Source organism: Microcoleus sp. Pol11C3 (assembly GCF_036701485.1).
Taxonomy (GTDB): Bacteria; Cyanobacteriota; Cyanobacteriia; order Cyanobacteriales; family Microcoleaceae; genus Microcoleus.
In genome coordinates this window covers 1-24,509 of record NZ_JAUBQW010000052.1, presented here as the reverse complement: position 1 = coordinate 24,509, position 24,509 = coordinate 1, and the positions used below count along the sequence as shown (strand labels likewise).

Here is a 24,509-nt window from a genome sequence, read left to right as displayed (position 1 = left end):
GCAGGCTCAGGATTATGGATGATTTAGGTAGCTCGACTATTTGTAAACTCACCTGCGGGCGATCGGCTAATTTATCTGCATCTAAGCTCCCAACCCTGGTAATCATCAGCCATTCCCAATTCTAAAATCTAACATTTAAAATCTAGAAGGTTATAAGTTCTGTAAATATAAAAGTAGTTGATGCACGAGGGAGTGCTATAATGACAATTTAAGCAGTCTTCCTAATTTCAACCATTCTCAATTTAAAAAAAATAGCATCGATGGTTAACAATCAAAGAGAAGAGAATAAAGGCAACATATTAATTGTTGACGACACTCCAGAAAATTTGAAAGTTTTATCACCAACGCTGTCAGAGCAGGGCTACAAAGTCCGGGGCGTAATTAACGGCAAAATGGCAATCAGAGCAGCGCGCTCTGGTTCTCCAGATTTGATTTTGCTCGACATCAAAATGCCGGAAATGGACGGCTACGAAGTCTGCACGCAGCTCAAGGCTGATCCGAAAACATCAGAAATTCCCGTTATCTTTATCAGCGCTTTAGATGAAGTCTTGGATAAAGTAACCGCTTTTCAAGTGGGAGGTGTTGACTATATCACTAAACCCTTTCAGGTAGCAGAAGTTTTAGCGAGAATCGAAAACCAACTAACTATCCAAAGACTGAAAAAACAATTGGTCGATCGCAATACCGAACTGCAACAGGAAATAATAGAACGCAAAAAAGCCGAAGAGGCAGCCGCCGCTGCCTCGAACGCCAAAAGTCAATTCGTTGCCAACATGAGCCACGAATTGCGGACTCCCTTGAACGCCATCCTGGGTTTTACCCAACTCATGAGCCGCGACTCTTTCCTGGGCCACGAAAATCTCGAAAATCTCCGAATTATTAACCGCAGTGGTCAACATTTGCTGGAACTAATTAACGATGTTTTAGACTTGTCCAAAATAGAAGCAGGTATAATGGGGTTAGATGAACGCAGCTTTGACCTTTATCAACTTCTAGACACTCTCGAAGAGATGTTTCAAATCAAAGCTGAAACTAAGAATTTGCAACTGAGATTTTTCGTGGACGCGAATGTTCCCCAATATATAAAAACGGACGAAAAAAAGCTGCGAGTATGCTTAATTAACCTGCTGGGAAATGCCATAAAGTTTACATTTGACGGCGGCAGTATTGGGCTGCGCGTGACTGTGGAAAGCAAGCAGGCGCTCCCCGAAGCGGAAATTTATTCTAACTCTACCTCGGGCGAGAAATTTTTAATTTCATTTGAAGTTGAAGACACGGGAGTTGGCATAGCAGCAGCAGAAATTGAGACTTTGTTTGATGCTTTCGTGCAAACAGAAGCAGGCAAAAAAGCGGCTGACGGTACGGGATTGGGTTTGACAATTACTAAAAAATACGTACAGATAATGGGCGGAGATATTCGGATAAAAAGTGTTTTAAGTAAGGGAACGAGTTTTAAATTTAATATCCGAGTATTGCCCACTACTTCGTCTGAAATAACAGTCCCGACATTGCAGCGGGTGATCGGATTAGAAGTAGATCAACCGATTTATCGGATTTTAGCAATTGACGACAATCAAGAAAATCGGCTGCTGCTGGTTAAAATGCTGCAACCCATTGGTTTTGAAGTCCGAGAAGCAGAAAATGGCTACCAAGCTGTTGAAATTTGGGAAAGTTGGCAGCCTCATTTAATTTGGCTGGATACACGAATGCCAGTAATGGACGGTTTTGAAGCTGTCAGACAAATTAGAGCTAAAGAGAAACCAACTCAGCGGCGAACTGTAATTATTGCTCTGACTGCTAGCACTTTTGAGGAAAAAAAAGGCGAAATTATCGCCGCAGGTTGCGACGATTTTGTGCGGAAACCTTTTCAAGAACAAATCCTCTTTGATAAGATGGCTTGCTACTTGGGAGTGCGCTATATTTATCAAGAGTTGCCCCGCCCCCCAGTCGGGGCTTTACGACGTTATTGTGTGAACGAAAAACCCGATTCATTTTTCGGAGAGCTGCTGGCTCAGATGCCTCAAAGGTGGGTGCAGGAACTCAACGACGCAGCTAATGATGTTAATGAAGAGCTGGCGATTGAAATTGTCGATCGCATCTGGGAAAGTCATCCAACTTTAGCTGAGGCTTTAAAAGATTTGCTGGCCGATTACCGACTCGACAAGATAATGGATTTAACTCAATCGAGTTTAAAATAAATGGATAATAGCGAAATTAAAGTATTGGTGGTTGATGACCAACCAAGCAATCTGCGGTTCTTATCCAAACTGCTAACATCCCAGGGGTATCAAGTTTACCGAGCTATTTGTGGTCAACTGGCGTTGAATGTGGCGATCGCCCATGGCCCCGATTTAATTTTGCTCGACATTAGAATGCCGGAAATGAACGGTTATGAAGTTTGTCGGAGACTGAAAGCGAAAGCGGAAACCGAACAAATTCCGGTAATTTTTTTAAGCGTATTAGATGAAATGAACGATAAATTACAAGCTTTTCGAGTAGGAGGCGCTGACTATATTACTAAACCATTTCAAGTAGAAGAAGTTTTAGCACGCATCGACAAGCAAGTCCGCTTGCAAAAACTGCAACAGCAATTAAAAGAACAAAATTATCAACTGCAACAGTCACAATCGTTGCTTGCTAGCATATTAAATAGTTCATTAGACTGTGTGGTGGCTTATTCTACAGTCCGCAACAGTGAGGGAAATATTGTAGATTTCCAGTGGCTCTTGATCAACCCGGCTGCCGAAAATTTTTATGGCCTCCTATTAAATGAGATAGTTGGCAAGAATTTGTTAGCAAAAGTTTCCCAAGTTAGCAATAACGGCTTATTTGATTTGTATGTTTCTGTAGTAGAAACAGGAGAAACTGTAGATCAAGAATTTTATTACGAACACGATGGAGATATAAGTGCTTGGCTGCACATTGTGGCGGTGAAATTAAACGATGGTCTGGCAGTAACATTTCGCAACATCACCGAGCGCAAACGAGCAGAAATTGCCCTGCGAGAAAGCGAAGAACGCTTCCGCGCGATATTTGAGCAAGCTGCAGTCGGTATAGCTAAAACAGCGCTTTCCGGTCAATTTATGCGGGTAAATCCTGGCTTTTGCCAAATTGTCCGCTATGCAGAATCGGAATTGTTGCAGCAAAATTGGCAGACAATTACTCACCCGGATGACATCGAAGCTGACAGAGAATATGTGCGCTCGCTGTTATCCGGGAAGATTCAAACTTTTTCTCTGGAAAAGCGGTTGCTCTGCAAAGATGAGGCAGTGCGCTGGGCGAATGTTACTGTTTCGGCAATGCGCGATGTCAAGGGGACGCCGCAGTATTTGATTTGTGCGATCGAGGATATTTCCCAGCGCAAGCTGGTACAAGAACTGCTGCAAGCGAGTTTAGACACTCAAACCCGCTACGCTCAAGAATTAACTCGTTCTAATGCCGAACTGGAACAGTTTGCCTACGTCGCTTCTCACGATTTGCAAGCGCCGTTGAGCACGATTGCAGGCTACGCTCAACTATTAGACAAGCGCTGTCACAACCAACTTGATACCCAAGGAAATAAATTTCTCCGCAATATTGTTAATTCTTGCGGGCGGATGCAGGCACTGATTGATGACTTGCTGGAATATTCGCGAGTAGGTCGCAGTGAGAAACCTTTTGATGTGATAGATTGCAATCTGGTTTTTGAGGATGCTTGCGCTAATTTGCAGTTGGCAATCCGCCAAAATCAAGCTTCTGTTACTAGGGGCGATTTGCCAAGGGTAAGAGGTGACAGTTTTCAACTGCTGCAACTGTTTCAAAATTTAATTGGCAACGGCATTAAGTACCGCAGCAGCGAGGCGCCGATAGTGCATGTGGGCGCTTCGCTTCAGGGGGATAGCTGGGTGTTTTCAGTCCAGGACAACGGTATTGGGATTCTCAAAGAGTACCATCCGCGAATTTTTCAGATTTTTCAGCGCTTGCACACCCAAAAACAGTATTCTGGAACTGGTATCGGTTTAGCGATTTGTCAAAGAATTGTCGATCGGCACGGCGGCCGCCTGTGGGTAGAATCAGAACCGAATCAAGGCTCAACTTTTTATTTTTCTCTTCCTATACCAAAGTGAAGTCAGCATTCCGCCTGAAGCACTCACCCGTCCTTTACTTAAGCTTTAAATATCTTTATGTCTTCTTTACAAAAATGCTTATAAAGTATAGCATATTCACTGATGACATTGAGCAAAAAATCTATCAATATAAATCTATTAGCTCTATCCTTAGACAAATTATATATCAGCGGTGCGCTCAAGAATTGTTAATTTTTTTCAACTCGATCCAGAGCATCTTGCTTTGGGATGCAGTAGTTTCCCTAGTAGTTCGCGGACAAGGATTTGTGATGTGTTTGCAGTTTGCCGATTCTCGGACAGACTGGGAAGTGAAACAAGCATGATTCGCAAACCTTTGCAAATCAAAAAAAACGGTAAATTGCTGCAACACACTTTCAGTGTTATCAGCCAGATTTACCGGATGATGGCAACAGATGCTTTGCAGGCGCTCAGACACGGATCAAAGTCCCGCCACCTCACAAAAGCCATTAGTAGTGACGCAAAGCCGTGAATTATAAAAAGAAAATATTTACTCTTTTAATAGCCAACGATGACGAAGACACGCGCTTTTTGGTGGAGGAAGCACTGCGAGAGGTTCGATTAGCAATTAGAAGCGAATTTGTGGAAAATGGAGAACAAGTGGTAGAATACTTGTACCGTCGCAGTCAATATGTTGATAGCAGCAATTGGCACCAGCCAGATCTGATACTTTTGGATCTGAATATGCCGAGGCTTGACGGGCGAGAAACACTAACTTTGATCAGATCAGATCCCCATTTGCAACAAATTCCGGTTGTAATGCTCACAACTTCGCACCGCAGCGGAGATATCTTGCTTTGCTACCGATTGGGAGCCAATTCTTTCATATCTAAACCAGTCACTTTTGAAGGATTGGTTGAAGTAATGAAGACTTTATGTGAGTATTGGTTTGGAATCGTTTCACTCCCGCCGGATATGTAAGCTTTAATTGAGGCCTAAATCGATAGTTTGAGTGTAGAGTAAATTTGATAAACAGACGTATTAGCCCGATCGCAAGTATCGCTCTCAAAACAAAAAAGTTGCCTTCGACCCGCTCCGAACGCTATAGTTGTGTTAACACGTAACCAATGTCTGAAAATTTTGTTGGTTGAGGATGACCTCGGAGATCCGACAATGATCGAAGATCTTCTAGGGTCATTCAGCGAGTCTGTATTTCTTCTCCAAACTGTTAAGTCTCTGGAGATAGGAGTTGGGCGTCTGGAATTAGACAAGTTTGACGCGGTACTATTAGATTTGTCAGTGTCAGACAGCTTGAGGGGAAGCGAGGCGATCGCAGTTTTGAAAGGGCGATGGCCCACATTGCCAATTGTGGTGCTGACAGATATCAGCGATGAAAATATGGCCCGGTCGGTATTGCGCTGGGGCGCTCAAGATTGTTTGGTAAAGGGAAGATTTCACAGAACTCTGCTGGTGCGGGCAATCCATTACGCGATCGAACGTCAGCAAATCGAAGAACAATTGCGGCAGCAGGCTCTGCGACAGCGGCTGTTGGGCAAAATGATCGAACATATTCGATCGTCAATAGATCCGGCAAGCATTCTCCAAAGTACCGTTGCAGAAGTGCGCCAATTTCTCCAAACAGACCGCGTTTTAATTTATCGCTGTCAGGATTGGGCGTCTCAAGTGGACGGGGAAGAGCCAAAAGGTGCGATCGTCGCCGGTGACGGTTTGCCAGAAGGTTATATTGAAAACCAAAATATTAGTGCTGCTTTGGCGGTGTCATGCTTTGTTTTAGTCGAATCCCAGTCGGTACAAGCAATAGCAGATGTCAACACTGCCCCCTTGGCTGGCAGTTGCAAAGAGTTGCTGGCAGATTGTGAAATTGCAGCAGTTATCAGCGTGCCAATTTGGCAATCAGGCGACTGGGAAACGACAAAAGAAACACAAGAAGCCACTGTTTGGGAAGTCGAGAAAAATCAAGATGCAGCGGAAAATTATATTTGGCACCAGGCTAGTGGCAACCCGCAGGCGCAGGGTAAAAATTTGCCGGATTCCAACGCAGAAAATGGCAATAGTTTGTGGGGAATGTTGACAGCATACAATTGCTGCGGTGTCAGGGAATGGCAGCAGTGGGAAATAGATTTTTTACAACACTTGGCAAATCAAGTGGCGATCGCGATCGAACAATCTCAACTTTACCGCAAGCTAGCAATAGCCAATCAAAAATTGCAGCAACTGGCAACTACTGACGGACTGACTGGCATTGCCAATCGCCGCCAGTTTGATCGGGTTTTGAGCTTAGAGTGGCGCAGATTGGCAAGAGAGGAACTGCCACTGTCTTTAATTATGTTTGACATCGACTTTTTTAAACTTTACAACGAGTTTTATGGGCATCTGGGCGGGGACGATTGTTTGCGCCAAGTTGCCGGGGCGATCGCCAGAGCCACCAACCGGGCTGGGGATTTGACTGCCCGCTACGGTGGCGAAGAATTTGCCCTAGTGCTGCCGAACACCAGCGCCCAGGGGGCAAACGTTGTCGCCCGGAAAATTTGCGACGGCCTCGCCAGCTTGAAACTGCCCCACGCGCGATCGTCGATCGGGCCCTACATTACCCTCAGTTGCGGCATTGCGACAGCGATTCCTTGTGCCCAGGAATCTCCCCACACCCTAATTCGCAGCGCTGACAGCGCCCTTTATCAAGCCAAAACCGAAGGCAAAAATCGCATTTGTCACGCTAGCAGTAACTCGGAATCTTCCCCGATTTTTATGTAAAAGTGGAAGGTAATATAATTTCCGGTTACACCGGAATGAATGATGGTGACTGTTGACGGTTGACTGTTCACTGTCAACCGTCAACAGTGAACTCGAATTTACTATTCCGATGCTAACGGATTTGATATAATTGGTAATTGGTAATATCGTGTTTGACTTTTCACTCACAACGGTATTTGATATTACTGAGATGTTGCACCCTTCTCAATTACTTGTTTAGGAACAGGCAAGATGCCTGTTCCACAAAGAGTGAATTTTCTTGTGGAACAGGCATCTTGCCTGTCCTTGAGAAGGGTGCAAGATGTGAGATATTGCCCATTTCCGCTTTCCAATTACCAATTGCTAGTTTATTGCCCCAAATTTGAATTCCTACCTGTTAAATTCGGCCACACGGGAATTTCAATCAAAAACTCCGCTCCCTCTCCCGGTGTTGAAATACAGCTCAATCTGCCGCCGTGGCGATCGACTATAATCGAGTGAGAAATCGACAATCCCAAACCCGTGCCCTTGCCCACAGGTTTAGTCGTGAAAAACGGGTCAAACAGCCTCGATCGCACCGACTCCGGTATCCCTCCCCCGTTGTCCGCAATCGCTACTGCTACGAAGCCTGCAGCAGCCTGATAACTGCGAATAACGATCGTGCTGGGATGTCGATCGCACTCCTCGATCGAACGCTGCTTGTCCCGTTCTTCCAAAGCATCGATCGCATTAATTAAAATATTCATAAATACCTGATTCAACTCGCCTGGAAAACATTCAATTTGGGGCAATAGTTGGTAATCTTTAACTATCTGAATTTCTCCATGACTGCTGTGAGATTTTAACCGATTTTGCAAAATCATCAAAGTGCTATCAATTCCCTCGTGAATATTAACCGACTTCCCAGCGGACTCGTCCAATCGGGAAAAATTACGCAACGATTTCACAATCTCGACAATTCGCTCGGTTCCTACTTGCATGGAATTAAACAATCTTGGGAAATCCTCAGCAATATAATCCAAGTCTATTTCATTAATTTTATCCAACACTTGGGCGGGAGGATTAGGACAGTAATGCTGGTAAAATTTAATCAATTCCAGCAAATCTAAAGTGTAATTGCGAGCCGGATTGAGATTGCAGTGAATAAAGCTAACAGGGTTATTAATTTCGTGAGCAACACCAGCAACTAACTGACCCAAACTCACCATTTTTTCATTTTGAACGAGCTGAGCTTGAGTCGTTCGGAGTTTGTTAATAGCTGCTTCTAACTCTAGCGCTTTTGAACGTTCTCGCGCTTCAGATTCCTGCAAAGCTGATTCGGCTTGTTTGCGATCGGCAATTTCACTTTGTGCTTGCTCAAACAGCATTGATTGCTGGATCGCGATCGCCAACTGCACGCTAATTTGTTTGAGACACTCGACCTCAATTTCCAGCCAGTGGCGGGGACCCGCGCACTCGTGAGCAATCAATAGCCCCCACAACTTCTCGCCTTGCAAAACTGGCACTACCAAATTAGCTCGCACCTGAAATTGACTTAATAAATTAATGTAGCACTCAGAAAGATTAGCTTGGTAAATATCATCGACCGCTACAGCACGACCGTGTTCGTAAGCAGAAGCATAGCTGTCTTCAAAGCAGGAATCGTTAATAGTTATTCCCTGAATAGCCAGCCAATTTTTCCCCACCGACTCGACATTTACAAAACCGCTCCAATCGGGATTAAACTGATAAATAACTGTCCGGTCTGTTTGTAAAAACAGCCGTACTTCAGCAACAGTTTTTGTCAAAATTTCTTCTAAATTGAGAGAAGAGCGAATGCGTTCCAGCATTTTTACCACCAGGCGTTCTCGCTTTAATTGCTGGCGCAAAATAGCCTCGGCAAGTTTGCGAGCGCTAATATCTTCAATCACACCAATGACATAGCTAGGTTCGCCAAACCCATCCCGCACTAAAGATACAGTCATATTAGTCCAAACAAATGAACCATATTTGCGAATAAAGCGTTTCTCAATGGAATAATTAAAAATTTCCCCAGCTAACAGTCTGTCGCGCGACTCGACATCGGCTGCTACATCTTCGGGGTGAGAAATATCCCCAACATTTCGTGATTTCAGCTCCAATTCTGAGTATCCGACAATATTGCAAAACCCTTGATTGGCATTCAAAAATTGACCGTCTGGCCACACTTTCACAATGCCGATCGCCGCTTGTTCAAATACGGTGCGAAATCGCTGTTCGCTTTCTTGTAAAGCAATTTCTGCTTTTTTGCGATGGCTAATGTCCATTGCCGTGCCAAACAGCCGCACCACCTGACCCAACTCATTTTTAACAGATTGTCCTTTAGCGTTAACGTGCCTGATTTCTCCTGATGGAAAATAGATGCGGTGGTCGATGTCGTAAGCTGTCCCTTCAGTCACTGCCTTTTGGACAACTTCTGCAAACCTTTCTTTGTCATCGGGGTGAATTTGCTCTAAAAGTTCTTCCATTGTCGGCGGCCGATGCAATTCTCGACCATAAAGTCGAAATAGTTCTTGCGACCAAGTAATAATTTCTGCCTCCATATCGAATTCCCAATTGCCGATGCGGGCTATTTTTTGCGCTTCCTGCAACTGTTCGGCAAGTTGTTGTAGAGATGCGATCAACTGCGTTTTTTCGGCTTCTGCTGCAACACGGGCACTGATATTTTTGTGAGTGCCTGTCATCCGCAACGGCCCGCCCCATTCGTCGTACTCGACTACCTTACCCATCGCCATAATCCACTGCCAATTTCCCGCTTTGTTGAGCATCTGAAATTCAACTTCATAGATATCAGTCTCACCTGCCAAATAGGAGTTTAAAGCTTCCATTACCTTCCCTCTGTCTTCGGGATGCAGCAAACTTTCCCAACTTTGGAAGTTATTGTCAATTTCTGTTTCTGCGTAACCGACCATTGATTTCCAATGAAAATCGAAATAAGTTTCACCAGTAGCTATATTCCAATCCCACAGCCCCAAAGAGCTGCCTGAAACTGCCAACTGCAAGCGCTCTTGACTGAGTTTTAATGCCGATTCGGTGCGTTTTATTTCTGTGAGGTCGGCAATTATGGCTATCATTCCTATTGGTTGACTGGCGCTATCTTTAATGCAGTCAGCTCGCAATGAAGTTTCTATAATGTGGCCATTTTTAGTCTTGATTTCAATTTCATTGTTCCAGGAAAAACCTTTCCGCAGCACCCTAAATAACTTTCTCAAATCTTGAGATTTGGGGTACATTACTGCTGGGCCGCCGGCATTATTTAGTTCTTCAACTGTATAGCCGTAGCGCTGAATAAATGCTTGATTGTGATAAACGGAATAACCGTCTAAATCTGCGATCGCGATCGCATCACTAGCGCTGTCTACAGCTTGAGTTACCAGGCACAGAGTCAGTTCGGCTTGTTTGCGATCGGTAATGTCAAAAATCGCTCTGTCGAGCCACAAAACCAGCCCTTCTAGATTGTAAGTTGGTCTACCTCTTTCCGACATCCACCGCACCGCCCCGTCATCGCGAACAATCCGGTATTCTAGATTGTACGGCTGTTTCGACTCTACTGCTGCGCTAATTTGTCGATCGACGATGTCCTTGTCTGCCTCATGGATGAGGCTAGCAAAACTCAAGCGGTTGTTGTGAATAAAATCCTCAGCAGCATAGCCGCTAATTGCCTCAATTTCATCGCTAATAAATACCATCGTCCAATCAGCATCGTACAAGCTGCGGCAGATAGCGCCGGGGATATTCTCAACGAGCGATCGAAATCTGGCTTCAGTCTCCCGCAAAGCTGCTTCTGCCTGTTTTAAATCCGTAATATCCAGCACCATGCCTTTCCAAACTATATCCCCTTCCTGCCCTATTTCAGTCGGACAGTCAACTCGTTCCGGTCTAGAAACCCCTTGCAGCCACTTAATTTTTCCCGACGGCACAATCGCCCGCCATTCCTGGTGCCAGGGCTGCATATTTGCCGCAGAAACAGCAATAGATTCTTCAAATCTTTGTCGGTCGTCTGGATGAATAGAACTAAAAAGTAGGTGAGGATTTTGCTGAATGTTTTCTGGTTCCAATTCAAATAAACCGCGGCTGCCAGAAGAAATGTAAGGAAAACTTTTTTCACCGTCGATTGAGAGACGAAACTGATAAATTATTCCCGGTAAATTGGCAGCAAGTTGCCGAAGTCTAGCTTGGCTTTCTTGCTGCGCTAATTGTTTGCGCCTATCCTCAGTGATATCTCGAATTATCCCGACGAGAATTTTACTGCCTTCGGTATTTGCCAAGACAGTTTTTTTAGTAGACAGAATGTGCTTTGCACCACTGGCGTCCGTAAATATTTCCTCGCTCTCGTTTTGTTTCCCCGTCCTAAACACTTGTTCGTCAGTCTGCCAAAAAAATTCAGCTTCTTCTTGTGGGAAAAAATCGTAATCTGAGTGGCCCAACAGTTCCTCGCGTTGCTTGCCGATCAGCTTGCAAAAAGCATTATTTAACAGTATCCAGCGGTGCTGTTCGTCCTTGACAAAAATTGGATCAGCCAGTGCATCGATCGTATAATTCAAAAACTTTTGACTAGCTTCCAGTTCTGAGAGTGCTAAAATTTTATCCGTAATATCGTGGATAGTTCCTGTCGTCCCCTGCGCCGCGCCGTTCCAGCCCAACATCAAAAATTCTTGCACTTCCACCCAGCGAATATCGCCATCTTTGGTAAGATATCGAATTTGATAGCAACAGGATGTTTCTTGATTTTTGTTCAGGCTTCTAAATGAATTTAAATATTGGTATTGATCGTCAGAATGAATGTAACTCAAACATGAATTTCCTAATGTTTCATCAACGGTAAATCCGGTAATTTCCGTCCAAGCCGGATTGAGAAAAGTCCAATTTCCATCAGTATTTGTTTCAAAAACGACTTCTTTGATATTGTCAACAACCTGCTGGTATTTTTCTTGACTTTTTTGCCATTCTGCTTGCCGTTTATGGCGGGCGATCGCGCACCTGAGCGTCCGCAGCAGCAGCCGGCTGTCTACTTGTCTTTTCACCAGGTGATCTTGGGCGCCGGCGGCAATTAACTCGACAGCCAGTTCTTCGTCATCGGTGGCTGTCAAAATGACGATCGGAATATTTATACCGCAATCTTGCAGCCGGAAAAAAGTATTAAATTTCGGGCTATCCGGAAGTGAAAGGCCTAATAAAATTACATCAAAAATATCGCAGCTTAAAATTTCTATAGCTTCCCGGAGACTAACTACATAGGCCAAATCTATTGATTGTGCCTGTGGGCGCTCCGACAGCAGTTGTTGAATGAGTTCTGCATCTTCTGCACAGTCTTCTACTAAAAGAACTTTCAAACAAGCAGGCGTTAAAGTTGACTCAAAAACAGATGTCATTGGCTATTTTTTAGTAATAAAAAAATCTCAGCAGGGGATGCAGTTACCTAGCTCATTAATTGGGGAACTTAAAGCCCAGGCTTGAGGGCGCGCTGGGTGCTAGCAGACCCCCTGATTTATTGGTAGAATTGAGTTATTCGCTGCAAGTTGTCCGCCTCGCCCCAAACCTAGTGTCCACAATAATCATACTGTTACTAATGTTGCAACTCCACTCTGTTTTAATTTACAACTTTAATTTACAACCTTTGGCAGGGGAATAGCAAGGGGCAAGGCAAAAGAGCGCGGAGTAATCAGGACTTGCATTCCTTATTTATAGCATTTTATTTGTTAGATTTTATATTTTAAATTGCGGTTGGAAGCTTGCCTAAAGTTACATTATTTTTTCCAACAGGTATTACTACGAACCGAGGAGAATTAGCGTTCTTTTACGGACACGCTTTGAGATAGTTTCCGGTTAATTTCCCGCAATTAGCGCCTATTTGTATTGAACTATACAATTTCTCTATTTCTGCAGAAACCAAGACTTGCATTCCTTAATATGAACCTAATTACGACCTTAATGACGGTTGTCTAACCAAACATAATTTTATTGACTTAAGTCAATTAAGTTTTCGGAGGTTTGGGCAGCACAACTGTAAACACGCTGCCTTGACCGACATTGCTGCTAATAGCAATTTCACCGTTAAAAGGTTTTAAAAGTTCAATGCAAGTATAAAGCCCGAGGCCAGTTCCTGTCGGTTCGCCTTCGGTTTTTTCCTCGCCTTTAGGTGGCTTTGAGGTGTAAAAAGGGTCAAAAATTTTTGACAAATCTTCTGATGATATGCCACATCCCGTATCTGCAATATCCATGTATATGTTCCAGTCGTCTTGCCGAGTCACGATAGTTAGTTCCCTGCTTTTCTTTTGCCACATAGCATCCATTGCATTATTAATTAAATTATAAAATACTTGAGATATATAGGAATAAATTAAGGGAAGGCTGGCAATCTCTTCGTCATAAAAATATTTTTTTCTAATCTTATTTTTAAAATACAGGTTGCCTTCCAATAGCTGAATTTCTCGCTGCACTAAATCGTTGATATTCACCGGGTGCAAATCTTGCTTTTGCTCGTTTCGGCTTTTCATCATCAGAGTATCCATGATCTGATTGATTTTTGTGACAGCTTGAAAAATATATTTAGTATAATTCAACAGAGAGTCTTCTTGAATTTTGGTGGCTTTTGTTTCAATCAAATCGACGCTAGTCTGGATCACTTGCAGCGGACTTTTTAGGTTGTGAACCATTCCTTGAGTCAAACGTCCGATGATGGCTGTTTTTTCCTGGTTTATTAATTGCTTGGTTTTTTGTTCAACAAGTCTTTCTAGGTTTTGGTTGAGGTGGGCAAGTTCGAGGTTTTTTTCTTCGAGTTTTTTTTGCAAGCTGCGGATTGTCAAGTGGGTTTGAATGCGGCTCAACACTTCTTGGTGCTGGAAAGGCTTAGTGATGTAATCAACGGCTCCTGTCTGAAAGCCTTTTACTTTATCAAGGGTATCAGAAAGGGCGCTCATGAATATGATGGGAATGTCTCGCGTTGACGGGTCTGCTTTCAAACGCAGGCAAGTTTCAAAACCGTCAATTCCTGGCATCATGATATCCAAAAGAATCAAGTCTGGATGGATGTAGTCAATTTGCTCGATCGCACTTTCGCCGTCTAGAGCCACTAATACTTTAAACCCGTAATTCCTTAACAACTCGAAAAGTACGTCAAGATTTGTTTGGTTGTCATCGACAATTAGTATGATGCTTCTTTCAAAATTCTTATTTTTCATATTAAAGGGAAATATTGAAATTTTTGAGTTGGGAGTTGTGGGTTGTGAGTTGAAATCGGATTCAAGTGATTTTCTGTGGCTCTCGAAACCCAGTTGCTTCGTAGATCCCTTTATTTGCAATCACTCTTTCTTTTATGGGCGGGTAGGATGCCCACCCCACCAAAATTTCAGTCTCTGTGGAACAGGCATCTTGCCTGTTGCTGACACAAGTGCAAGATGTGAGATTTAACTGATTTTGAGTGGTCTGTTAGCTACCGTCAATTTTAGGACAAATGTTCCTTCAAAAAATCTCGAATTTGCTTGAGCTGAAATCCTTTAGCAAGTTGGCACAGGTGATGAACGAAAGGCACTAATGCCGGGTCAGAAAGTTCTAGTTTAGCAGTTTCTTCCAGAATAGCTTCTATATCGCCCATTGCAGCCAATCTTAACAAGGCCAAGACTGATTCTGAGGGAGGAGACACCATCATTGAGTCAGCAGCAGCAATCTCAGATAATGCTGTGGGCGTTTTAGCTTTCCGCTTTTTGGTTTGCCCTCGTTCTTCGTAAACCCATTCTAGTCTCAAATGCAGGCGCAATAATTCTAAAAGCTCGTTAGTTTGAATCGGTTTGGGGAGAAAATTATCGCAACCTGCGAGTATGCTCTCTTGCCTGGTAGTCTCGTAAACGTTAGCAGACAAAGCAAGGATCACCACATCTTTTAATTCCGGCAACTGTCGCAGCCGCCTGGTAGCTTCCCAACCGTTCATTACGGGCATCAGCAAATCTATTAAAATTATATCCGGTAGAAATTCCTGTGCTTTGTGCAAGCAGTCTTCACCGTCTGTAGCTTCTGCAATTTCAAAGCCTAAATGAAAAAGCAGCCTGTGCAGCATGGCGCGATTTACTTCCTTATCGTCCACGATTAGCACTTTCCGCTGCGGGCCGGTAAAACCGACAAGCCGCCTTTTTTCTTGCCGGGAAGGGAGTTCAGAACACTCGACGACTGCGGGCAACTCTAGATCAACCCAAAATATGCTGCCTTTGCCGGAGGTACTTTGGACGCGAATTTGACTGCCCATCATTTTGACTAATTTTTGGCTGATGGAAAGTCCCAGTCCCGTACCTTCAACGAAATTGTTATGATCGCCCACTTGATGAAAAGGCAAAAATATTTCTTCTAATTTATTCTGGCCGATGCCAATGCCGGTATCTTCGATTTGAAAGCGAATTTTAGGGGTAGGGGCACGATCGCCACTATTTTCTGCTGTTATCACCTCGCGCACTGCTTTTGTTCCTCGCGGCGGAATCGACATTTGCTGCGCGTCTAAATGCGCGGTCAAATTAATTGTTTGAGTGGCAATTTCCGCTGTTAAATTAGAATTTTCGCAGTTGGTTTGAGGATAGTTATCGGGGAAATTTTCTGCATAACCGACTTTGAATGTAACGCTGCCGCTGTTCGTAAACTTAACGGCATTGCTGAGCAAATTAATCAAAACTTGACGCAACCTTTTTTCGTCTGCCAAAATGCCGTCTGGAAGCGCTGAAACCTGCTCGTAATTAAAGACAATTCCTTTTTGAGCCGATCTCATCTGGAACAAATCAATAATACTTTTAACAAAGCTGGAAAAATGCACGTTTGCCAGTGACAGTTCCATTTTACTAGCTTCGATTTTCGAGAGGTCTAAAACGTCATTAATTAGCATCAGCAGGTGGTTGCCGCACTGGTGAACGTTGCTGAGACTTTCCTGCTGCTCGGCGGTAAAATTTTTATCCAGTTTGAGCAGTTGAATGTATCCCAAAATCCCGTTCAAAGGCGTCCGCAATTCATGGCTCATGTTGGCGAGAAAGTCGCTTTTAGCGCGGTTGGCGGATTCGGCGGATTCTTTAGCTAATTGCAGGGCTGCTTCTGCAAGTTTGCGATCGGCAATTTCGGTTTGTGCTTGTTCAAATAGCATCGATTGCTGAATGGCGATCGCCAACTGCACCCCCAATTGTTTTAGGCACTCTCCCTCAAATTGCTGCCAGGGACGCGGGCCCGTGCAGTGGTGGGCAATTAACAGCCCCCACAAGTTTTCGCCTTGCAAAATCGGCACTACCAGATTCGCCCTCACCTCGAACCGAGCCAACAAACTCAAGTGGCAGTCGGCCAGGCCAGCATTGTAAACATCTTCTGTGGCTCTAATTCGGCCGTCTTGGTAAAGAGTAACGTAGGCTCCCACAAAACAGGGGTCATAAATTTCCATTCCTACAATTGGTCGGCAATTTTCGCCAACCGACTCGACAGCAATAAACCCGCTCCAATCCGGATTAAATTGGTAAATAACAGTGCGGTCTACGTGCAAAAAATGCCGAACTTCTTCGACACTTTTGGTGAGAATTTCTTCGAGATTAAGAGAGGATCTAATGCGTTCTAGCATGGCTACTGCCAACTGTTCGCGCTTTAATTTCTGGCGCAACATTACTTCCGATTGTTTCCGTTCTGTGATGTCTGTAATCACTCCAATTAAGCCGATTAAATGACCATTTATATCTTGAATACTGTCGGCTCGCACCAGAGCTGTTACAGCTTCGCCGCTCTTAGTTTGCAGCGTAACTTCGCCAGACCAAGAGCGACCTTGGCGAAGGCTTTTATAGATTTGTTTGTAATTTTTATGCCGGACATAAAGCGCGGTCATGTCGCCAATATGATTGAGTTCTTCCACCGTGTATCCGTAACGCTGAATAAAGGCTTGATTGTGGTAAATAGACCGCCCTTTCAAGTCGGCGATTACGATCGCATCGCTGGTACTTTCGACGGCTTGAGTGACCTGCAGTAAAGCTAATTCTGCTGCTTTGCGATCGCTAATATCCGTCATCGAACCCACCATCCGCAGAGGGTTTCCGGCTTCGTCCCAGACTGCTTGAGCGCGGGCGAGTACCCACTTGTAGCTGCCGTCTTTACACTGCAAGCGGTATTCGGCGGCGTAATTGGGGATTTGGTGATCGAGATAACCTTGGATCGCTGCTTGCACTCGTGAGCGATCGTCTGGATGGATGCGATCGATCCATGCGCTGTTAGTGCTGTCGATTTCGCCGTCTGCGTAACCGATAATTTCTTGCCAGCGGGCCGATCGAAAAGCTTCATTTGTTTGAAGATTCAGATCCCAAATTCCGTCTTGATTGCCTTTGAGAACTAACTGCCAGCGTTCTTCACTTTTACGCAATTCTTCTTCGGCTTGTTTGCGCTGAATATGATCGCCCAACTGAGTCGCTACCGCCTTAACCAACTCTACTATACGCGGTTCCATAATCGATCGATCGCGCTTGCAGAATACTAAAACTGCCAGCACCTCTGAGCTAGCGCGAATTGGCACTCCGAAACAACTTTTCAATCCGACTGCTGCCGCCATTTGCGATCGGGCAAAAAGATGATTTTGGGCTAGAGAAATATCCTCAATCCATTCTACTTTTCGGCTTGACCAAATCCGTCCGGGTACTCCCACTCCGGCGGCGAATCTAATTTTTTTACTTTCGCGGCCGAACCTATCTAAATCGCGATCGCTAGCGTACCAAGTTTCGCTGTGTTCCAAAAAGGTACCGTTAGCAGCCGGTATCCAAGCTTCCGCAAAATTCCAGCCGATCGCATTACACAGCAACCGCAGGATATCTGGGAGGGCGCTGTTAAAATCGGCCGACTGACTAATGGCTTGAGTTGCTGCCAGCAACAGCTTGATTTCATCTTCTGCTTGCTTGCTTTCTGTAATATCAGTTGCCGTGCCGAGAATTTGTTTTAACTTACCGTCTCCTGTTTTCGCAAATACAGTATCTCGGCTGACCATCCAGCGCCAAGAACCATCCTTGTGCCTAATTCTGTATTCAATTTCAAAGATATCCCCTTCGCTACCAGCTTCGACTTGCTGTAAATAATCAGGCATTTTGATTGAATCTTGCGGGTGGATTAAAGTTGACATCATCCACACCCCCATTGCCTGAATATCCTCTACTGTATACCCGAGAATGTGGTATATAGAAGCGTTCGCATAGATAGTTTTTTGTTCAATTAAGTCGCAAACATACAAAATATTAGGACTTGCCCCAGCAATTTGTTGAGTGAATCGCTGGCTCTCTCGCAGTGCTGCTTCTGTTTTCTTTCTTTGGGAAATATCGCGGACAATGCAAACGATTTCCCCGTCGGGCAGCATTGTCAGCGAGACATCTATAGGGACTGTCGATCCGTCGCGACGGCATCCTACTGCTTCGGTGCTGTAAGAACCTTTCTGCATTAAAGTCGGCAGGACTTCTTGCTCGAACCTTTGCAGTTCTGCACCTTGATAGAATCTTTTCCAACTTTTACCTAAGATTTCTTCGAGAGAGTCGTAACCGTAAATTTTTAGTCTGGCTGCGTTGCAATAAATCACCTCTCTGGCGGCATTGAATATGGCAATACCTTCGGAAGCTTGGGCCATTGCTGCTGCTTGCCTGTGGAGCACTGACTCCGAGCGTTTGCGTTGAGTGATGTCGCGGACGATCGCGATAATTTCGTCATCCGTGCAGAAAACAATTCTCGCTTCAAAATCGTACAGTTCACCATTAACGGGCATTTGATATTCTACGACTTGAATCTCGCTGGTTTCGAGCGCTTGTTGATTGCCGGAGCAAATTTTATCAGCAAAAGCAGCAGGCAATATGTCTTGTGCTTTTTTGCCAATTATTCTTTTTTTGTCGAGGAGATTATCAAAATCTTTGGCCGGTTTGAAGTCTACAAAAGTGCCGTCTGCCCGACAGCGAAATATCATGTCTGGTATCGCATTTAAAAGAGCGCGGTTGGTGGCTTCGCTCTTACGCAATTCAGCTTCAGCTTGCTTGCTAAATGTAACATCGCGAGCAACTGCATAAATCAAACCTTCTTCTGCAAACGGCGATGCCGTCCACGACAGCCATTTATAAGTACCATCTTGGCAAAGATAACGGATTTCTAAGTTGATAATCGAACTGCCGTTTTTGAGTTTTTTTAATTTCTGCAAGCAGGTTTTTCGGTCTTCGGGATGTACGAATTCTACCAAAGGCTGGGCTAACATTTTATCGTGGCTGTAACCTAATACAGTAGACCAAGCGGGGTTTAAGCGTTTGAAATACCCGTCAAAACCTGCAATGCAAAGTAAATCCAGCGATAGATTAAAAAATCGATCGCGATCTTGCTGAGTTTGTTTTAATTCCGTGACATCCATCACCAAACCGTCCCAAACTATATCGCCGTTTGCTTGCTTAGAGGGCTTAGCCGCCCCTTGCAGCCATTTCACTCGATCTCCCATAACTTGTCGCCACTGGTGTTGCCAAGCTTGCTGAGTCACCGCTGAAGTTGCGATCGATCGCTGCAATTCGGGGATGTCGTCTGGGTGAACTGTTGCAAAAGCCAAACTGGCATTTTCTTCTATTTCTTCTGGCTTTAAATTGTAGAGCTGCCAACTGCCCGAAGAAACGTAAGTAAAAGATGTTTTACCATCTACATAAAGGCGATATTGATAAATCATTCCCGGCACGTTGTCGGTCATTATTTGAAATCGATCTTCGCTTTCCTGCAACGCTATTTGCTGGCGCTTGTAGTCGGTAACATCTCGCATTGTGCCGACCAACATTTTAGTGCCGTCGCTTTTTTTAAAGACACTTTTTTTAGTAGATATAATGCGTTCTTGGCCGGCGGTCATTCTAAAAGTTTCTTCCGTTTCATGAGGAATGCTTCTTTGCAATACTTGCTCGTCTTGTTGCCAAAAAAAATCCGCTTGTGCTGGGGGGAAAAACTCATATCCTGACTTCCCTATAAGTTCCGAGCGCTTTTTTCCCATCAAGTCGCAAAAAGCGTCGTTTAATACCACCCACCTGTGCTGCTCGTCTTTGACAAAAATGGGGTCGGGAATAGCATTAATCGTGTGATTTAAAAATTCTTCTGATGCTTTTAATTGAGCTTCGTAGCGGTAGCGATCGCTTACATCCAAAACTACTTTAATCATCCGGTCTATCGAGCCGTCCCGCCCCCGAATACAGCGCAGAGAAACTCTCGTATAAACTATTTTTCCATCTTTTTTGCGCCACTTTTTGTCTAAAACATAGCCTTCGCTCTCCCCTGCCAAAATTTTATTCAACTGCTCTAAACTGGCGGGGCAGTCTTCAGGAAAACCCCACTGCTCCCACTTTTCCTCCAAAAGTTCTTGGCGCTCGTATCCCAGCAAATCGCACAAAGCATCGTTAACTTCCAACCACTCGCATTTTTCCGGTTCTGAGGGGGAACTTGGAGGAGCAATAATCGCAATTCCGAAGAGGGAATTTTCGACTACCGAGCGATATTTTTCTTCGCTTTTTCGCAAAGCTTCTTGGTTGTGCTGTCGCTCGACTGCGTAGCGGAGCGATCGAATTAACAGTTCGCTGTCGATGTTTCGCTTGACTAGATAATCCTGAGCTCCGGCTTGGATTGACTGCACGGCAAGTTCTTCATCGTTGCGGGCCGTCAGTACGACAATCGGAGTATTTAGACTATATTCTTGTATTTTGACAATTGTATTTAAGTCTTGGCTGTCGGGCAGCGAAAGATCTAGTAAAATCACATCAAAATGTTCGCCGACCAAAAGTTCCTGCGCTTTGCTGAGACGGTCTGTACAACTTACTGATAGCCTTTGGGGTTCGGCTCTACTGACATTTGTTTCTAATAATAATTCTTCGATCAGATCGGCTTCTGCTTGATTGTCTTCGACCAGCAGAACTTTAAAGCCGTTTCGCTTTGCGGGTGGGCTCAAAACTAAGATCATATACCTTGTTTTTTGTCATAAGGCAGTCGAGCTAACTATTATAGCATATAAATAATTGGATTGTAAAAAAAAGGCCCATCCAAGTTAAAAACTCTTTGCTTCAACAATTACAATGCACTCTATACGATATACTACTGTGTTTTTGCTTTAAGTAGGTCAACGAAATCAGAGCGAAAACTTTTACGGTTTTTAGAAGGTCGGTTTCAAGAGGAAACTAAGCTGCTGGGTGTTGGGTTTTTTTGAGAGATCGCCCCTGTGACCAGATTTTAGATTTTAAATTTTAGATTGACTCCGCAGATGAATCGGGGAGCTTGAACAAGGGCGTTGCCCTGAGCTTGTCGAAGGGTCTAAAATTTTGGCCGGCTGACGACTCCTGTCGTTCAAAACTATCCGTCTTTGCGCGGGTCAGCCGATCGCGCCGCGCGATCGAAACCCACCCTTTGTTTTCTTTCGATTCCGCTACCAATACAATCCGACCGCTATCCCCGCACCAATGCGCGCTCAGCGCCAAAAAAGCGGTGGGAACTATTTTCGATATTCACATTTTTACCAGTTATTTGATGATAGCTTACAGAAACTCGTTACTGCCATTTCTTTACTTTTTGCAATCAAATAAATTTTCTCCACAGCTCTTGCTATTTACCCAAAAAGTGATACTCTTGAAATAGAGGGGATCAAAAAGTCGGCTGGACACAGCCTCGGAAAAAATTAGATAGTTTTCCTAACAAAAATACGTTTTAAATTGACAGTAACTTGACAGTAATTTGTTTACTGTTTAGGTATCTAATTGAGCAGAATTTGAGAGGAAAAAAGCAATGCTCGACAAATTAGCCATTCAACAAAGACCCGTTTTAGTTCCGAAAGAAAAAGCCTTAGTATTGTGGTTTGATGAAGTCGGAATCACCGACATCCCATTAGTAGGGGGGAAAAATGCTTCTTTGGGCGAAATGATTCAACAGTTAACCGCCAAAGGAGTCAGAGTTCCCAACGGATTTGCAACTACAGCACACGCTTACCGCTACTTCATCGAGTCGGCGGGTTTAGAAGCTAAATTGCGCGAAATTTTTGCCGATTTAGACGTAGAAGATCTGCAGAACCTACGACAAAAAGGCAAGCAAGCGCGGGCACTGATTCTCGACACGCCGTTTCCGCGAGAACTACAAGCGGCGATCGCGGATGCTTACGAAAAATTGTGCGATCGCTACGGCGACAGTACAGACGTAGCAGTGCGTTCTTCCGCCACCGCCGAAGACTTACCAGACGCCAGTTTCGCGGGACAGCAAGAAACCTACCTCAACGTCCAAGCTTGCGCTGGCGTCCTCGAATGCTGTCACAAATGCTTCGCCTCCATATTCACCGATCGCGCGATTTCCTACCGCCAACAGCGGGGATTCGACCACTTTGAAGTCGCCTTATCTGTCGGCGTCCAAAAAATGGTGCGATCGGACTTAGCATCCTCCGGCGTCATGTTCAGCATCGACACCGAAACCGGATTCAAAAACGCCGTATTAGTCACCGCCGCCTACGGATTAGGCGAAAACGTCGTCCAAGGCGCCGTCAACCCCGACGAATACTTCGTCTTTAAACCAACATTAAAACAAGGTTTTCGCCCGATTTTAGACAAACGCCTCGGCAGCAAAACACTCAAAATGGTGTACGATATCGGCGGTTCTAAATACACCAAAAACGTCTCGGTGATAGCAGCCGAAAAAAATAAATTTGCCATACAAGATGATGAAATTCTGCAACTAGCCGAGTGGGCCGTAGTCATAGAAGAACACTACTCCCAAGTGCGCGGGACTTATACCCCGATGGACATTGAGTGGGCCAAAGACGGCAATACAGGCGAATTGTTTATCGTCCAAGCGCGACCCGAAACAGTACAATCTCAAAAGTCTGCTACAGTTTTGCGGAACTACAAATTGCAAGGTTCCAGTGCAATTTTGGCAAAAGGACGCGCCGTTGGGGAATCAATCGGACAAGGCAAAGCCCGCGTAATTTTAGACGTTCACAGAATCGCTGAATTTCAATCAGGAGAAGTTCTTGTCACCAACAAAACAGACCCCGATTGGGAACCGATTATGAAAAAAGCAAGTGCGATCGTCACCAATTCCGGTGGCCGCACTTGTCACGCCGCCATCATCGCCCGAGAAATGGGAATTCCTGCCATTGTCGGCACCGGCGACGCCACCCAAATCTTGAAAAACCATCAAGAAATCACTGTTTCTTGTTCGGAAGGAGACGAAGGTAAAGTTTATGCCGATTTGCTTCCTTTTGAAATTCAAGAAACTGCGATCGAGAATTTACCCCGCACCCGCACTCAAATTTTAATGAATGTCGGGAACCCAGAAGAAGCCTTTGGTTTATCAGCAATTCCTTGCGACGGCGTAGGCTTGGCGCGACTAGAATTCATCATTGCCAATCACATTAAAGCACACCCGCTGGCACTGATTCACTTTGACGAATTGGCCGATGAATCAGTCAAGGAAGAAATTGCAGAACTCACAGCCCTTTACCCACACAAACCCGATTTTTTCACCGACAAACTAGCCCACGGAATTGCCACAATTGCCGCCGCATTTTATCCCAATCCAGTCATCGTGCGGATGAGCGACTTCAAGAGCAACGAATATGCTAATCTTTTGGGAGGGCGGCAGTTTGAGCCCAAGGAAGAAAACCCGATGATCGGGTGGCGCGGCGCCTCTCGCTATTACGACCCGAATTACCGCGAAGCTTACGCTTTGGAATGCAAAGCATTAAAGCGAGTTCGCGACGAAATGGGCTTGACAAATGTGATTCCGATGATTCCATTTTGTCGCACCCCGGAGGAAGGCCGAAAAGTGTTAGCCGAGATGGCAAAACACGGTTTAGTTAAGGGCGAGAACGGCTTGCAAGTGTATGTGATGTGCGAATTGCCGAGCAATGTGATATTTGCTGACGAATTTGCCCAAGTTTTTGACGGATTCTCGATCGGCTCTAACGATTTAACTCAGCTAACTTTAGGATTAGACCGGGATTCTGCTTTAGTCGCGCACATCTTTGACGAACGGAATGAAGCTGTGAAGCGGATGGTGGAAATTGCCATTAAAGCGGCGAAGAAGTACGGCCGCAAGATTGGAATTTGCGGTCAGGCGCCCAGCGATTATCCTGAGTTTGCTCGTTTCTTAGTTGAGTTGGGAATTGATTCGATTAGTTTGAATCCCGATTCGGTTTTGAAGACTTTGTTAGATGTTGCTAAGGTGGAAGGTGCGGGTTCGTTGATGGATTTAGCGGGGGATGTTGCTAAGGTTTAAGCGTTTTGGTTTTTGAGAAAAATCGAGTTTCTCAAACAAGAGCTGCCCCATTTTCTGACTTGGTTGTTTTTGAACTCGACCCGGTTTCTCATCTCTAGTTCTGTAAAATAACCGATTTGGCGTTTGTAGTGATGAATCCCAGTCCTCTGATTTTTATCAGGACTTGCAGTCGTCACTACAAACCTATTTTATTGGTGGTAATTGACCTGACATAATATCACATCATATCTGCGCTTCTGCCTTTGTTGAACCCTGGCGATGCGCTTTACCAAGAAAATGGCGTCAGCAGCGATCGCCCTCCTCACTCCCCAGCTAACGGTTAACACAGGGCGGCCTAGTTTGAGACGTGATCGGGAACTTTTATTATTTAGGGCTTGCTGAATATATCGATCGCACTTGAGGTAGCCTGGGTTTTGAGCGCGCGATCGAGAATAAAGTGCAAGA

The 24,509-nt window shown here is 44.7% G+C and carries 11 protein-coding genes; 7 read left to right on the top strand and 4 right to left on the bottom strand.

Annotated features, from left to right (window positions below):
• The first annotated feature begins 260 nt into the window (after positions 1–260).
• From QUA40_RS13960 to QUA40_RS13935, 6 genes are all read left to right on the top strand, one after another.
• Positions 261–2,198, top strand: coding sequence for a response regulator (locus tag QUA40_RS13960; RefSeq protein WP_333126649.1), 1,938 nt, complete (start codon positions 261–263; stop codon positions 2,196–2,198).
• On the top strand, positions 2,199–4,106 hold the full coding sequence (locus tag QUA40_RS13955) for a PAS domain S-box protein (protein ID WP_333126646.1): 1,908 nt from the start codon (positions 2,199–2,201) through the stop codon (positions 4,104–4,106). It abuts the gene before it with no gap.
• A 74-nt stretch (positions 4,107–4,180) separates the two neighbouring features.
• Entirely contained in the window at positions 4,181–4,429 is a 249-nt protein-coding gene (locus tag QUA40_RS13950) for a hypothetical protein (RefSeq protein WP_333126643.1), read from the top strand.
• Entirely contained in the window at positions 4,426–4,596 is a 171-nt protein-coding gene (locus tag QUA40_RS13945; RefSeq protein WP_333126640.1) for a hypothetical protein, read from the top strand. Before QUA40_RS13950 ends, QUA40_RS13945 begins: the two co-directional genes overlap by 4 nt.
• Positions 4,593–5,045, top strand: coding sequence for a response regulator (locus QUA40_RS13940; RefSeq protein WP_333126637.1), 453 nt, complete (start codon positions 4,593–4,595; stop codon positions 5,043–5,045). The genes QUA40_RS13945 and QUA40_RS13940 overlap by 4 nt, the downstream gene beginning before the upstream one ends.
• A gap of 192 nt (positions 5,046–5,237) precedes the next feature.
• The gene (locus QUA40_RS13935) at positions 5,238–6,836 is read left to right on the top strand and encodes a diguanylate cyclase domain-containing protein (RefSeq protein ID WP_333126634.1); all 1,599 of its coding nucleotides are present in this window, start codon (positions 5,238–5,240) and stop codon (positions 6,834–6,836) included.
• A 347-nt stretch (positions 6,837–7,183) separates the two neighbouring features.
• Here the strand turns inward: QUA40_RS13935 and QUA40_RS13930 are convergent, their stop codons facing one another.
• From QUA40_RS13930 to QUA40_RS13920, 3 genes are all read right to left on the bottom strand, one after another.
• Positions 7,184–12,205, bottom strand: coding sequence for a PAS domain S-box protein (locus QUA40_RS13930; RefSeq protein WP_333126631.1), 5,022 nt, complete (start codon positions 12,203–12,205; stop codon positions 7,184–7,186).
• Between the two features lie 603 nt (positions 12,206–12,808).
• Entirely contained in the window at positions 12,809–14,014 is a 1,206-nt protein-coding gene (locus QUA40_RS13925) for a hybrid sensor histidine kinase/response regulator (protein ID WP_333126629.1), read from the bottom strand.
• A gap of 263 nt (positions 14,015–14,277) precedes the next feature.
• A complete protein-coding gene (locus QUA40_RS13920; RefSeq protein ID WP_333126626.1) occupies positions 14,278–20,772 on the bottom strand; it encodes a PAS domain S-box protein in 6,495 nt (2,164 codons plus the stop codon).
• Positions 20,773–21,587: 815 nt separating this feature from the next.
• On the opposite strand from QUA40_RS13920, the gene ppsA reads away from it, so the two are divergent.
• Positions 21,588–24,065, top strand: coding sequence for a phosphoenolpyruvate synthase (gene ppsA / locus QUA40_RS13915; protein ID WP_333126623.1), 2,478 nt, complete (start codon positions 21,588–21,590; stop codon positions 24,063–24,065).
• Positions 24,066–24,253: 188 nt separating this feature from the next.
• Here the strand turns inward: ppsA and QUA40_RS13910 are convergent.
• Positions 24,254–24,509, bottom strand: a 256-nt coding sequence (locus tag QUA40_RS13910; RefSeq protein WP_333126620.1) for a hypothetical protein, incomplete at its 5' end; no start/stop codon positions are given.